We start from the raw sequence: 13265 nt of genomic DNA, 5'->3' as shown, positions 1-13265 counted from the left end.
AAGACCGCCCGGTCTTCTTCCCGAAGGCGCTCTACCGGGGCCGTGCCCGCATCGAGCAGTGCTTCGGAAAGCTGAAGCGATTCAAGCGCGTCGCCCTGCGCTGCGAGAAGACCGAATGCGGCTTCGCCGCCATCGTCGCCCTCGCCCTGAGCTTCATCCTCATCAAATCCGTCCACACCACCTAAGCCGATCTGCGTTCCATCTCGGTCGGGCTGTTGTAGCCGATCGCCGAGTGCAAGCGACGGAAATTGCAGAAGTCCTCAATGTACCAGAACAGGTCCCGTCTTCACTCGCTTCTGGTGGCATCGAGGCGATGATGGGCCCGTTCGGTTTTCAGGGCATGGAAGAAGCTCTCCATCGGCTTATTGTCCCAGCAATCCCACTTGCGGCTCATTCCGCTCCGGCGAAGTGACCGGCATCATCGGCCTCAATGGCGCGGGCAAATCGGCCGTCCTCAAGACGCTGATGGGCTTCTTGAAGCCCATCGCCGGGGAGATCGTGTTCGATGGCCGCTCATTGCTCGGAACACCTTCGCACGGCATGGTGCATGCAGGCGTCGGCTACGTGCCCCAGAACAGCAGCCTCTTCCTCGACTTGTCCGTTGAGGACGATCTGATCCTCGGGTGCTGGCTCATTCGTCGCGATGGCGCGCGGGTGCGGCGAGCCATCGACAGGGTGCTCGGCGACTTCCCCATGCTGGCCCCCTTCCGCCAGGGGCGGGCGCGCGAGCTCAGCGGCGGCCAGCGCCGCTTCCTGGAGATCGCGCGGGCGTTGCTGCTCGAGCCCAAGGCGCTGCTCTTCGACGAGCCGACGGCGATGATCGCTCCGAAATATGCCTCCGAGGTCTACGATCACATCGCCCGACTGGCGCGCCAGGGCATTGCTGTCATCCTCGTGGATCAAAACGTGCGCCCCTGCATCCAGGTCTCCGACTATGTCTACATCCTGGAACTCGGACAGAAGACCATGGAAGGCGATGCCGATGCATTTTTGCTCCGACGATCGCATCCGTGCCGAGATCGGCCGTGGCCCGAAGTGTCGGGGGGCGAGGACACTTCTGACAGGCCTTCCGGCGGCGCGACTCGTTCCGTCACGCTCACATCATGCATCCCATGCCGGTGAGCAGCTCGTTGGCCTTCTTCTTCTGGCCATCGCTGAGCGCGGCGTAGAGGTCGCTTAGCGGCTGCTTCATGCCCTTGAGAGCGGCGGCGCGGGCTTCCATCACCGCGACGCGGGACTCGAGGCGCTCCATCGGCGTCTCGGCGTCAAAGCTGGCGCGCATGGCCTGGCGCAGGCCCTGCATGCTGATGAAATTGTTCTTCATCGCCGCCACATAGGCTTCCCACACCTTGGCCTGCGCATCGGTGACGCCGAGCTCGGCCTTCAGGAAGGCAATACGCCCCTCGATGAAGCCGGGTAGCTGGCCATCGGGATCACCCGTCATCCCGCCACCGCAGCCCCCCATCATGCTCCGGGCCGAGCGGTGGAATCCGGGGCCCCAACCTCCCTGGCCGGGACCCATATAACCCTCACCCTGACCCATCATGCCCGGACCATAGCCGGGCCCACCGCCCATCTGGGCGCTCGCCGGCACAGCCGACAATGCCGCCGCGGTCAGCGCGAACGCCGCGACGCCCGCAACGGAAACAGACTTGATCTTCATGATGCCCTCCCTTCTTGCGGGCGGACACGTCCGCCCCTCCGACCTGCGCCGGGGTTGAGCCTGAACATTTTAGGCCGCACCTGCGCCTCCTGCCGCATCGAACCACGCGCGATGCCCCAATCGTGATGCATGGCGGACGGCTTCCGCAGTCCTGCCGCGCGAACCACAGTGGCGGGCGGGCACACCTGAAACCGTCGTCACCGATGGCCGAAATCACCGCGCTACAGGCGATAGACCTCGATCATAAATGCGCTTGCACGCATATGCGCATGAGTGCAAACTGCATCCATGCAATCGGCACTCACCCTTCTGTCGGCCTTGGCCGAACCCACCCGCCTCGCGGCGGTCCGCCTTCTGTGGGACGGGCGCGAGCATTGTGTATGCGAGCTTGTGCGCGTCCTCGGAGTCACCCAATCCCGCATGTCGCGCCATATGGCGGCGCTCAAGCAGGCCGGCATAGTGATCGACCGGCGGGATGCTCAATGGGTGCGCTACCGTCGCAATCCCGAATTGCCGGCCGAGCAGGCCGCCATCATCGACGCTGTCGTCAACAGCCTGAAAACTCGATCCGATAGGAAAGCAGCATGAGCGCTCATCTGTCATTGACCGAGCGCAAGCCGCCGCGGGAGGCATCGCCTTTGGCCTGGGCGGCGGCAACGGTCGCGGCGATCGCGATCTGGTTCGTGGTCTATGCCCAGCTGGCGCCGTTCTCCCAATGGCTGGTGGCCCGCCTGCCGGTGGAGCCCGGCAGCCATCTGGCCGAAGCGGTCACGTTCTTCATCTACGATACGCCCAAGGTGCTGATGCTGCTGACGCTGGTGGTCTTCGCCATGGGCGTGGTGCGCAGCTTCTTCTCCGCCGAGCGCACCCGTGCGTTGCTCGCCGGAAGGCGCGAAGGGCTCGGCAATGTCGCCGCTGCCGGCCTCGGCATCGTCACGCCCTTTTGCTCCTGCTCGGCAGTGCCCCTGTTCGTCGGTTTCGTCTCCGCCGGCGTCCCCCTCGGCGTCACCTTCTCCTTCCTCATCGCAGCGCCCATGGTCAACGAGGTGGCGCTGGGCCTGCTGTTCGCGCTCGTGGGTTGGAAGGTGGCGCTCACTTATCTGACCTTCGGCCTTGCGGTAGCCATCGTCGCCGGCTGGGTCATCGGCCGGCTGCACCTGGAGGGTTGGCTGGAGGACTGGGTGCGCAACGTGCGCGCCGCTCCCGTCGATCTGCCGCCGAACGGCATGACGCTGGTGGATCGCATCAAGGCCGGCCTCGAGGCCGTGCGCGACATTGTCGGCAAGGTTTGGATGTGGATCATCGCCGGCATCGCAGCGGGCGCCTTTATCCACGGCTACGTGCCGGCGGACCTCCTCGCCTCCATCATGGGACGGGATGCCTGGTGGTCCGTTCCGGCCGCGGTCCTGCTGGGCATTCCCATGTATTCCAATGCCGCTGGCATCATCCCGGTGGTGGAGGCTCTGCTGGCCAAGGGGGCTGCGCTGGGCACCGTGCTCGCCTTCATGATGGCGGTGATCGCTTTGTCCCTGCCGGAAATGATTATCCTGCGCAAAGTCTTGAGCCTGAAGCTGATCGCCGTGTTCGTCGGCGTGGTCGGCACCGGCATCCTCGCCGTGGGTTTCCTGTTCAACGCGCTGTTTTCTTGAAACCAGAAAGGCTGGAGTCATGAAAGACGTGAAAGTGCTCGGCCCCGGCTGCTCCCGCTGTGAGGCAACGGCGCAGATGGTGCGGGACGCGGCGGCCAAGCTCGGGCTCGACGTCACGGTGGAAAAGGTCACCGACTATGCGGTGATCGCCGGTTACGGCATTGCCTCGACCCCAGGCATCGTCATCGACGGCAAGGTGGTGCATGCGGGTGGTCTGCCGAAGCCGGATGATGTCGCCCGCTGGCTCGCGGCTTGAGCGCCACATGCTGAAGCACAAGATCCGTGCGGCGCGGATCGACACACACACCGCACCTCGCCCGCACGAGGGAGGCTGAGGTCACCCTGGCCACCGACATCGATGGGCGCGCCGATGCGTTCAACCCGGCGGAATTGTTCCCAGCCGCCATCGCCCTGTGCATGATCAAGGGCATCGAGCGGGTGGCACCGACACTGAATTTCGAGCTGCTCGGGGTGGAGGTCGTTCCATGCCGTTCGGCCGGGCGCGCCGTCGAAGATCATTTCCGTGGATTTCGAATTGATCTTCAATACGCACGAGACGGAGCAGCGCTTGGCTTTGCTCTACACCAACATCCGCAAGTACGGCACGATTTCGAACACCGTGGCGGAAGCGGCCCGGTTGGATGGGGCCATCCGAAGGAAGACGTGAGCGTCGTCGGCGCGCCGGTGCGCGCGCCGATCGGCATACCCCTCCGGCGGGAATGATCTGTTACGCATCATCCATAAGCAGACGTTCCCTAGGTCCACAAAGGGGGCAACTGCGGTCCCGCGCTACTTCGCGCCAACTGCGGACGATTCTGGCTTAGGCAGCCTTGGCCGGCGCTGGCTGCTTGGAATGGGAGGGCAACGCTCCGAAGCACACGAACTACTCAGATCCGGTTGGTGGCCAATATTCACACAACTGCGTCAGCAAGATATTCGCCGAGATCAACCGCCCCCAGATGAGCAACCCCTGACAGTCGATATATTTAATAGATCCGTACATATTTCGCCACCGACCTCAATAAACATGATTATTATATAATACATTCAATATATAGTACAGCGATATCAAATTTTATCCATCTAGTGCCGGGACAAAACATAATTCCGCGACACCTCCCCAATCCAGGATACGAATACATTGAGGGGCCAAGATCCAATCTTTCTTTCAGGATATATTAGGCAATACGTTTTTTCCTCCGGCAATCGGACTTCGAATGGGATCAGAAGCTCACCACGCTGGATCTCTTGAGCGACATAAAGGCGGGGGACCAGCCCAATGCCAAGCCCGGCGCGTGCAGCCTCGATGATCATCGTGAACAGGTCATAACGGATGCCGCCTGCGGGATTCAGGTGATCGAGGCCGGCATGTAGGAAAAGATTGCGCCATCCGTCCCAGCGCCCGCGCTTATGCAGCAGCACAAAGTTCGAGATATCCGAAAGGCTCGCAAAGGTACGCCCTCCGGTGAGCTTCGGACTGCAGATGGGCACGAGCTCTTCGCCGAACAGAGTATCCCTGAGCATACCCGCCCATGCTGGATGGTCGAAGTGCAAGGCGGCATCGAATGGGCTGTCGGCGAAGAGGAAGGGGTCGGGCCGCTCGGAGATGTTGATCGTGATCCCGGGATGCCGAGCGCAGAAATCCGGCAGGCGGGGGATGAGCCATCGATTGGTGAAGGTCGGTATGGCGGCGAGCTCGATGACGCCTCCTTCGGAGGGGCGGCCAATCAGATTGAGCGTATGAGCCTCGATCCGCTCCAGGTCTGATCGCACTTGCTCCCAGTAGAGCTGACCGTCTTCAGTCAGGTGGACCTTGTTCTTGACGCGGCTGAACAGGAGAACGCCGAGGTAGGATTCCAGCCGCCCGATCTGCCGGCTCACGGCGCCCTCGGTCAAGTTCAGCTCTTCCGCGGCTCGCGAGAAGCTCTCATGTCGCCCGGCCGCCTCGAATGCCACAAGTGCTCCGCTGCTTGGAATTTTTCGCCGCATGGCCGCATACGCTCGTTGTAGATATCCCTCCATCATCGTGCAGGTGGCGGAAATGTTCGTCAATTACATTTTATCACTAATGTCTACCATTTTGTCGTTTGCTAAGTCACCAACGCGTTCTTAGGCTTTCCGAACCCAAAGGAGAGCGTGACGTGACGACACAGTACAATCTCTTCATAAATAACGAATGGCGCGCACCTCAAGGCGGCAAATGGTTTGATAGTCTTGACCCATTCTCGGGGGAGGCTTGGGCCTCCATTCCTCGGGCGGGTGAGCAGGATGTGGATGCCGCGATGGAGGCGGCTGCTGAGGCTCTCGAAGGGCCGTGGTCGCGTCTGTCGGGAAGCGAGCGGGGCGCCATTCTCCATCGTCTTGGCGCGCTCATCGAGGAGAATGCCGAGACCCTCGCGGTCGTCGAGAGCCGAGATAATGGCAAACTCTACAGTGAAGTTCTCGGTCAGGTTCGGTATGTTTCGAAGTATTTCTATTATTACGCGGGTCTTTGCGATAAGATTCAGGGTGCGGTTATCCCCATCGACAAGCCGAAGGTATTTAATTACACCCGTTATGAGCCGATGGGCGTCGTTGCCTCCATCACGCCCTGGAATTCCTCGCTGCTGCTGACAGCCTGGAAGATGGCGCCGGCCCTGTGCGGCGGCAACACGATGGTATGCAAGCCTTCGGAGTTCACGTCCGCCTCCCTGCTGGAGCTGGCCAAGCTTTTCGAGCCCGCGGGCCTGCCGGCCGGCGTCGCGAATGTGGTGACCGGCTTCGGGTCGGAGATTGGGGAGCGGCTCATCAGTCATCCCTCGATTGCTCGTATCGCCTTCACCGGAGGTGATCAGGCTGGCCGAGCCGTGGCCCGCCTCGCGGGCGAGCATTTGAAGCGCGTGAGCGTTGAGCTCGGCGGGAAGTCACCCAACATTGTCTTTGACGACGCGGATCTCGACAATGCCGTCAACGGCGTCATCACCGGCATCTTTTCCGCCGGCGGCCAGACTTGCATGGCCGGCTCGCGCCTGCTGGTGCAGGAGAACATTCATGATGCCTTCGTGGAAAAGCTCCTCGAGGTGACGAAGCGCGCCAAGGCGGGCGATCCCACCAAGCCCGACACCCGCGTAGGCCCTGTTGCCACTCGGCCCCAGTTCGAGAAGGTGATGAGCTACATCGACATCGCCAAGAACGAAGGCGCCCGCTGCGTTGCTGGTGGCCGGGCGCTCACCGGAGAAGGATACGGCGCCGGGCAGATCGTCGAGCCCACGATCTTCATCGACGTGAACAACGCCATGCGGATCGCACAGGAGGAAGTGTTTGGTCCGGTGCTGGCGGTGTTGCGCTTCAAGGATGAGGAAGACGCCATACGCATCGGCAACGACATCAAGTTCGGCCTCGCCGCGGGCGTATGGACCAAGAGTCTGCACCGCGCCATGCTGCTGTCGGAAAAACTGAAGGCGGGGACGGTATGGATCAACAACTACCGATCCACCAGCTTCACCACACCGTTCGGCGGTTACAAGGACAGCGGAATCGGGCGTGAAGGCGGGATGGATGCTGTGAAGGAATACATGGAGGTCAAGAGCGTGTGGGTCTCCAGTGACCTGGAAATGCCGGACCCCTTCGTTCGCAAGTATTGAACCCGTACTACAGCAAAAAGAAGCGTCGTCCGTGGCTGACTTCAGCGACGGAAGACGTCTGGAGGAAGACATGCTCAAGGCATCTGACAATGACTTCGATGTCGTTGTGGTAGGTACCGGCATCGCTGGTCTCAGCGCCGCCGCGGCGGCGCTCCAGGCGGGCGCGCGTGTCGCCATCATCGAGCGCGCGTCCAGGGAAGAGCGAGGCGGGAACACGCGTTGGACGGAATCCCTCATGCGCATGAAAAGCGAGAGCGAGGTCTCCGACGATTTCGAGGAGCATTTTGCCCACAATGCCGGGCATCATCTCGATCCCGAACTGGTGCAGGAGACGGTACGCCCGTTCGCCGAGCGCGCGTCCATCGTCAAAACCCTCGGGTTCACGGATCCAGACATGGTGGGTGCTCTGGCCGATAAGGCCGGCCCCACCATCCAGTGGCTGAAGACCTTTGGGGTCAGGTTCGATTTTCTGCCTACCTATTTCGTGACGAGTTGCCAGCCGCGGATGGCGCCTGTCGGAGGCGGCCTCGCGCTCATCGAAGCCCTTGCGGCATTTGCCGAAGCCCACGGAGCGCGTTTCTTCTACGAAACCACGGCACATGGTCTCATGACCGATGACGATGGCGCGGTCGTCGGCCTCAGGGCGACTGGCTCCCACCACAGAACGATCAGCCTGAAGACCAGCGCCGTCATCTTGGCTTCGGGCGGGTTCGAAGGGAATCCCGAGATGCTGACCCGTTATGTTGGGCCCAGGGCACGCTATATCCGGCCCGTGGCCCGTGGTGGCTACTACAACAAGGGCGAGGGAATCCGCATGGCCCTCGCTATCGGCGCCGGCTCGTGCGGCGATTTCGGCAGTTTCCATGCCGAGCCGCTCGATCCGCGCTCGGGCGCAGCTGAACCCATCATACTGGTTTTCAACTACGGCATTCTCGTCAATGCCGATGGCTGCCGCTTCGTTGACGAGGCGCCAGCAACGGCGGATGCCGCGTATGAAGCGATCACGCGGGTGATCTTCGAGCAGCCCGAGGGAATCGCGTACTGTATCCTCGATGGCGGGATTGATGATGTGCCTGGCTGGCAGCGCTCGGTGCGCTCCGACCAGCCCGCTATACGCGCCGACAGCATCGCCGAAATGGCTGGGAAGCTCGGCCTTCCAGCCGGCGCGCTGGAGCAGACCGTTGCCGAATACAATTCCGCCTGTTCTTCCGGTGAGAGCTTTTCTCCCCTTGTGCTGGATGGCCTTGCCACGACGAGCGGATTCGCCCCTCGGAAGTCAAACTGGGCCCGCCCCCTCACACGCCCACCCTACCTCGCCTATCCGATGATATGCGGAAACTGTTTCACCTTCGGGGGCCTGCGCACCAACACGGACAGCCAAGTTCTAGACGTGGACGGACACGCCATTCCCGGTCTCTACGCCGCGGGCGAGATGACGGGCCTCTATTACGGCACCTATACAGGCGCGACGTCGGTGCTAAGGGGCGCCGTTTTCGGCCGTATTGCTGGCATGCATGCCGGGGATCGGATTGCGCATCGTATCCAGAGCGCTGTTGCCACCGTGTAGTCGTTAGGGCCCCTGCCGGCCCCGCAGACATCAAGCCGCAAAGGCACAATTCGGAGGAAATCATGAGACGAACCACAGCCATCGTGCTGGGGGCGCTGAGCTTTGCTGTGCAGTCGACAGGTTGCGTCAATGCACAGGAAACCACCTCCAGCCCACCGATCAAGATCGGTATGTTTGCGCCCCTCACCGGCTCAGCTGCCTTCGCTGCCAAGGTGGCTTATGGTGCGTCCTCGGTCTACAAGGACATCAACGACCATGGCGGCATAAACGGGCGCAAACTCGAACTCGTATTGGAAGATGACGCCTGCGACCCCAACAAGGGGATTGCGGCTGTCAAAAAACTCACCGCCCAAGATCGCGTATTCCTTATCCACGGCGGCTGGTGCAGCAACGTGGTTCTGGCCATAAAGCCCGAGATCGAGCGAGACAATACTCTGCCCTATGTCGTTCTTGGGGCCGCATCTGCCTCCATCTCAACACCGGTGACCGCAAACATCTTTCAACCTGTAGCGACCACCCAGGCCGTGGCCAACACCATGGTGGATTTCGCGCTCTCGCGGCCTGACGTGAAGAAGGTCGCGATCATTTCCCATTCCGACGAATGGGGAAAGAGCCACCTTCAGCCCGCCATCGACGCCCTGAAGGCGCACGGCCTCACCCCGGTTGAGACTGTCTATTTCGAGCGCGGAAGCACCGACGCCACCTCGCAGACCCTCAAGTTGCGTGCAGCGAAGCCGGATGCGGTGCTAGCCGTCCTCTATCCGGCCGAGCTCGCGATCTATCTGCGCGATGCCTACAAATACGGGGTTCGCGTGCCGACCATCGGCACGCAGGGGGCCTCCATCGAGGACACCGAGCGGCGCATCGGAATTCCCGATGCGGTGCGAGATCTCTACATTTTCTACCCTCTGTCGCAGACCATCAGCTCGGATCAGTTCAAGCCCTGGGCCGAAATATTCAAGAAATACTATCCCGCTGAGCCGATTGACACGATCACCTTCATCGGTGTCGGCGGCGCTCTCGCCATCGCCGATGTCATAAAACGCCTTGGACCTGACGTCACCCGTGAGCGCTTCCTCAGTGAGATGAACAAACTCACGAATTTCGACAGCGGAGTTCAGGCATCGACGATGAGTTTCTCGCCGCTGGATCATGCTGGAATCAAATCCGGTAACATGATTCATCTCGTGGACGGCGTGCCGACCATTGTGTCGAAGCTCTCCACCCCCAAACCTTGAGTTTGGCGAGCCGGGCACTTCATCTTCTGTTTCCGGCCCACGCCAAGGCCAATCGGGACTTTTCCCATGCTCGCACAACTCGCCATCAGCGGCATCGTCGTCGGAAGCGTCTATGCGCTGGTCGCGCTTGGAATGACCATCCTGTTCCGGGCGACGTCCATCGTGAACTTCGGACACGGAGAATTCTTCATGCTGGGTGCCTTTGCTATCTATGTCCTGAAGCAAGGGTTCGGCTGGTCCTATCCTGTGGCTATCGCCATCGCCTTCGGCCTACTCTTCCTCGTCGGCGTCCTCGTGGAACGTGTGCTGATCCGTCCCCTGGGGTCGGCACCGTTTTTGAGTTTCGCTATGATGACCGTGGCGTTCTCCTTCCTATTCAAGGGGCTCACGCGGTTCTTCTATGGGCGCGATGTGAGCATGCTTCCCCCGTTACTAAACGGCGAGCCCCTGGATTTCGGCTCGGTGGTGCTCTTTCCGCAGGACTTTCTGGTGATCGCGGGCGCCGGCGCCACCATGACCATATTCTTCCTCTTCTTCGAGTATACGCAGGTCGGCAAAATCGTCCAGGCCGCGTCCCAGGCGCCCCGTGGCGCAGCGCTGGTGGGGATCAACGTTCCGGCGTTCCATAGCGCGATGTGGGGTGTCGCCGCCCTCACGGGAGCTGTCGCCGCCCTTCTCATTGCGCCCTCGACCCTCGTCTATCCCGATATGGGCGGGCAGATGCTGGTGCATGCCTTCGCTGCCATGACGCTCGGAGGCTTCGGCTCGCTGGGCGGTGCCGTGCTGGGCGGGCTCAGCCTTGGCATCATCGAAAACCTCATGGGCGGCTACGTCTCCAGCTCGCTCGTGGAGATCTCTGCCTATCTCGTGATCATGCTGGTCCTGCTCGTTCGCCCCCAGGGCGTGTTTGGCGAATGGAGGACGAGCCGTGTCTAAGACCGCCGACAGCTCAGCAACAGGGAATTATCGCGTGAACCATCTTGCACGCGGACGCACGCTGCGGGGACTGGGGCTCGCCACATGCCTCGCGCTTCTTTTGGGCTTGCCGCTGCTCGTGAACGAGTATCAGCAGTTCGTGGTCAATACGATGGTGATCTATGCGCTGATCGCGGTCGGTTTCAACGTCGTGCTTGGCTACCTTGGCCAGCTCGCGTTCGCCAATGCCGCCTTTTTCGGGGTCGGCGCCTATGCGACCGGCCTCACGATGGTCCATCTCGCCCTTCCGCTGCCACTTGCCTTGCTGGCCGCCGGTGCCGCAGGGACGGTGGCGGGGATTGCTGTCGCACTACCGGCGCTGCGGGTTCAAGGGCACTATCTTGCCATCTTCACGCTTGCCTTCGGGGAGTTGATGCGGTGGGTCTATGTGCACGCCGATGCGGTCACTTTCGGCCCGAGTGGCTTCAACGTGCCCCGGCCCGCGGCACTCGGCCTGCTGGGCTCGCCGGAGCGGGGCAAATATTATCTGTTCCTCGCTGTGGCGATTATCGCCATCGGTGCGACGGTGCGGCTTCTCCGCTCCCGCTTCGGGCGTGCCTTCGTCGCTGTGCGCAACAATGAGCGGGCGGCAGCCTCGCTCGGCGTTTCCGTGGCCCGGGCCAAGATCATCGCCTTCGGCTGGAGCGGGTTCCTCGTCGGCGTCGCTGGGGGGCTTTACGCGCTCCTCAATGGACGCGTCACGCCAGACAGCTTCGGGCTGGCCCAGTTGCTCCTGAACTTTGCCATCGTGATGATCGGCGGGCTGGGCAGCGTGCTGGGGTCCATCCTCGGCGCCATCCTCCTGACTGGCGCGCCGGAATTGCTACGGAACTTCGCCGGAATTGAGGAGATCGTTTTCAGCCTTCTTCTGATCGGCGTTTTGTTCTTCATGCCGAAGGGAATTGGTGGGCTCATCGCCGCCCGCATTCCAGCCCTTCGGGAACCTCTCCACAGGGAGTGAGCCATGCTGGAAGTCCGTTCCATTACGGTGCGCTTTGCTGGGCTCACTGCCGTAAGCGACTTGAGTTTCGACGTCGGCGAAGGCGAGATTCTGGCCATCATGGGCCCCAACGGGGCGGGCAAGACGTCCGCCTTCAACGCCATCACTGGCTTTGCCCGTCCGGCCGCCGGGGAGGTGCTGTTCGATGGGCGGTCTATCACGGGTCTGAAGCCCGATGCCATCGCGGCCCTGGGCATTCGCCGCACATTCCAGAACAACGGCATCCTGCGGGAGATGAGCGTACTGGAGAACGTCCTCATGGGCCTGGAGCTTTCCACGGCGAGCTCAATGGCCGGTGTCGTCTTCGGATTGCCTTCGTCGGTTCGGGCCGAGCAGGAGGCGGTAGCGGCGGCGTATGCTCAACTCGCCAGCCTCGGCGTCAGTGCGCTAGCCGAGCGGCCGGCGGGCTCACTTTCTTTCGGCCAGCAACGGCTGGTGGAGATATGTCGCGCTCTTGTGTCAGGCGCCCGCCTCATCATGCTGGACGAGCCGGCCGTCGGCCTTTCGCCGATGGAACGGCTGCAACTCGGGGAAGTGCTGCGCGATCTGGCCGCCCGCGGCATCGCGATCGTATTGGTTGAACACGTGCAGGATCTGGTCATGGCGGTGTCCGACCGGGTGCTGGTGCTGAACTACGGCAAAAAAATCGCTGAGGCCGCGCCTGAGGAGGTTCGGCGTAACAAGCTCGTGCTGGAGGCCTATCTTGGAACTGCCTGACCCTGTTCTCGCCGTGCGGGGAATCAGCGCACAATATGGTTCTATCCCGGCGCTGGAGAAGGTGAATCTCACGCTCCGCCCCGGAGAGGCCATCGGCGTCCTCGGGGCGAACGGCGCCGGCAAGACAACACTGTTGAACGTGCTCTCGGGTTTTCTCAAGCCGTCGAGCGGCAGCATCGAATTTCGGGGCAGAAGAATAGACCGAGAGCCGCCCCATCGCATCGTGCGATGCGGGCTGCTCCACGTCTCGCAGGAACGGGACCTGTTCGGTACCTTGTCCGTGATTGAAAACCTGCGTCTTGGCGCAGTCGCCAAGGGTCATGCCCACCTTGCCCACAATCTCGAACAGGTCTTCACTTATTTTCCGAGGCTCAAGGAGCGCCGCAGCCAGCAGTCGAGCACCATGTCCGGCGGGGAGCAACAAATGCTCGCCATTGGCCGAGCCTTGATGGCCGAGCCTCAAATCATGATGTTCGATGAACCGTCTGCCGGGCTATCTCCGCTCTTCACTCAGGAGATCGGCGCCATGATGCTTCAGCTGAAGAGGGAAGCTGCCATCTCAATCATCCTCGTGGAGCAGAATATGGGTCTCGCAGCAAAGGTGGTCGACCGCTATTACATGTTGCGTGATGGTCACGTGGCGACGGAAGGGGGCGCAACCGACCTCCTGGCTGATCCCGAGGAATTAGCGCGACGATATTATCTTTAGCACTACTTTGGCAGATTAACGGATTGATAAGGCTGAGGTGTTGAGGTTTGCGCTCGGATTGGAGCGCAGGCCATGACGATCTGGGATGAGGCGCTGGGGGAGTTTCTGAAGCCGTTCGTCGCCC

The 13265-nt window shown here is 61.6% G+C and carries 14 protein-coding genes and 2 pseudogenes; 13 read left to right on the top strand and 3 right to left on the bottom strand.

Annotated features, from left to right (window positions below):
* A partial coding sequence (locus tag FBQ73_RS22735; RefSeq protein ID WP_342780532.1) for a transposase occupies window positions 1-185 on the top strand: 185 nt, incomplete at its 5' end.
* Here FBQ73_RS22735 and FBQ73_RS23135 read toward each other — a convergent pair.
* A pseudogene (locus tag FBQ73_RS23135) lies at window positions 182-412 on the bottom strand (IS3 family transposase); the annotation flags it as partial. The gene FBQ73_RS22735 and the pseudogene FBQ73_RS23135 sit on opposite strands and share 4 nt — an antisense overlap.
* Window positions 413-417: 5 nt before the next feature.
* Between FBQ73_RS23135 and FBQ73_RS08800 the strand changes: the two are divergent.
* Window positions 418-1122 (top strand): ATP-binding cassette domain-containing protein, encoded by a 705-nt coding sequence (locus FBQ73_RS08800; protein WP_392567226.1) that lies wholly within the window; start codon window positions 418-420, stop codon window positions 1120-1122.
* Here the strand turns inward: FBQ73_RS08800 and FBQ73_RS08795 are convergent.
* The gene (locus FBQ73_RS08795) at window positions 1097-1663 is read right to left on the bottom strand and encodes a Spy/CpxP family protein refolding chaperone (RefSeq protein WP_138399119.1); all 567 of its coding nucleotides are present in this window, start codon (window positions 1661-1663) and stop codon (window positions 1097-1099) included. The genes FBQ73_RS08800 and FBQ73_RS08795 overlap by 26 nt on opposite strands.
* A gap of 288 nt (window positions 1664-1951) precedes the next feature.
* Between FBQ73_RS08795 and FBQ73_RS08790 the strand changes: the two genes are divergently transcribed.
* Genes FBQ73_RS08790 through FBQ73_RS08775 form a run of 4 tightly spaced genes read left to right on the top strand, consistent with a single transcriptional unit; the run spans window position 1952 to window position 4035 of the window.
* Window positions 1952-2251 carry an ArsR/SmtB family transcription factor gene (locus tag FBQ73_RS08790; RefSeq protein ID WP_138399118.1) on the top strand — a complete coding sequence of 100 codons (300 nt, stop codon included), beginning with the start codon at window positions 1952-1954 and terminating at the stop codon, window positions 2249-2251.
* Entirely contained in the window at window positions 2248-3312 is a 1065-nt protein-coding gene (locus FBQ73_RS08785; RefSeq protein ID WP_210236727.1) for a permease, read from the top strand. Before FBQ73_RS08790 ends, FBQ73_RS08785 begins: the two co-directional genes overlap by 4 nt.
* Before the next feature lie 19 nt (window positions 3313-3331).
* Complete coding sequence (locus FBQ73_RS08780) at window positions 3332-3568, top strand: thioredoxin family protein (protein ID WP_024277392.1); 237 nt, start codon at window positions 3332-3334, stop codon at window positions 3566-3568.
* A gap of 26 nt (window positions 3569-3594) precedes the next feature.
* Complete coding sequence (locus FBQ73_RS08775; RefSeq protein ID WP_246089632.1) at window positions 3595-4035, top strand: OsmC family protein; 441 nt, start codon at window positions 3595-3597, stop codon at window positions 4033-4035.
* Between the two features lie 360 nt (window positions 4036-4395).
* Here the strand turns inward: FBQ73_RS08775 and FBQ73_RS08770 are convergent, their stop codons facing one another.
* On the bottom strand, window positions 4396-5364 hold the full coding sequence (locus FBQ73_RS08770) for a LysR family transcriptional regulator (RefSeq protein WP_246089631.1): 969 nt from the start codon (window positions 5362-5364) through the stop codon (window positions 4396-4398).
* 89 nt (window positions 5365-5453) lie between these two features.
* Here FBQ73_RS08770 and FBQ73_RS08765 point away from each other — a divergent pair, with 89 nt between their 5' ends.
* The 7 genes and pseudogenes from FBQ73_RS08765 to FBQ73_RS08735 form a co-directional block, all read left to right on the top strand.
* Window positions 5454-6935, top strand: coding sequence for an aldehyde dehydrogenase (locus tag FBQ73_RS08765; protein WP_138399117.1), 1482 nt, complete (start codon window positions 5454-5456; stop codon window positions 6933-6935).
* Window positions 6936-6966: 31 nt separating this feature from the next.
* On the top strand, window positions 6967-8502 hold the full coding sequence (locus FBQ73_RS08760) for an FAD-dependent oxidoreductase (protein ID WP_210236726.1): 1536 nt from the start codon (window positions 6967-6969) through the stop codon (window positions 8500-8502).
* 62 nt (window positions 8503-8564) lie between these two features.
* Window positions 8565-9740, top strand: a complete 1176-nt coding sequence (locus tag FBQ73_RS08755; RefSeq protein WP_138399116.1) for an ABC transporter substrate-binding protein — start codon at window positions 8565-8567, stop codon at window positions 9738-9740.
* Between the two features lie 66 nt (window positions 9741-9806).
* On the top strand, window positions 9807-10676 hold the full coding sequence (locus tag FBQ73_RS08750) for a branched-chain amino acid ABC transporter permease (protein ID WP_138399115.1): 870 nt from the start codon (window positions 9807-9809) through the stop codon (window positions 10674-10676).
* Entirely contained in the window at window positions 10669-11676 is a 1008-nt protein-coding gene (locus FBQ73_RS08745) for a branched-chain amino acid ABC transporter permease (RefSeq protein WP_210236724.1), read from the top strand. The genes FBQ73_RS08750 and FBQ73_RS08745 overlap by 8 nt, the downstream gene beginning before the upstream one ends.
* 3 nt (window positions 11677-11679) lie before the next feature.
* Window positions 11680-12432, top strand: coding sequence for an ABC transporter ATP-binding protein (locus FBQ73_RS08740; RefSeq protein ID WP_138399121.1), 753 nt, complete (start codon window positions 11680-11682; stop codon window positions 12430-12432).
* Between the two features lie 64 nt (window positions 12433-12496).
* Window positions 12497-13141, top strand: a pseudogene (locus tag FBQ73_RS08735) (ABC transporter ATP-binding protein); the annotation flags it as partial.
* Window positions 13142-13265: the final 124 nt, after the last annotated feature.

This window comes from Xanthobacter autotrophicus, assembly GCF_005871085.1.
Lineage (GTDB): Bacteria > Pseudomonadota > Alphaproteobacteria > Rhizobiales > Xanthobacteraceae > Xanthobacter > Xanthobacter autotrophicus.
Note: the sequence above shows the minus strand (reverse complement) of the source record. Positions and strands in the feature narration are given on the sequence as shown.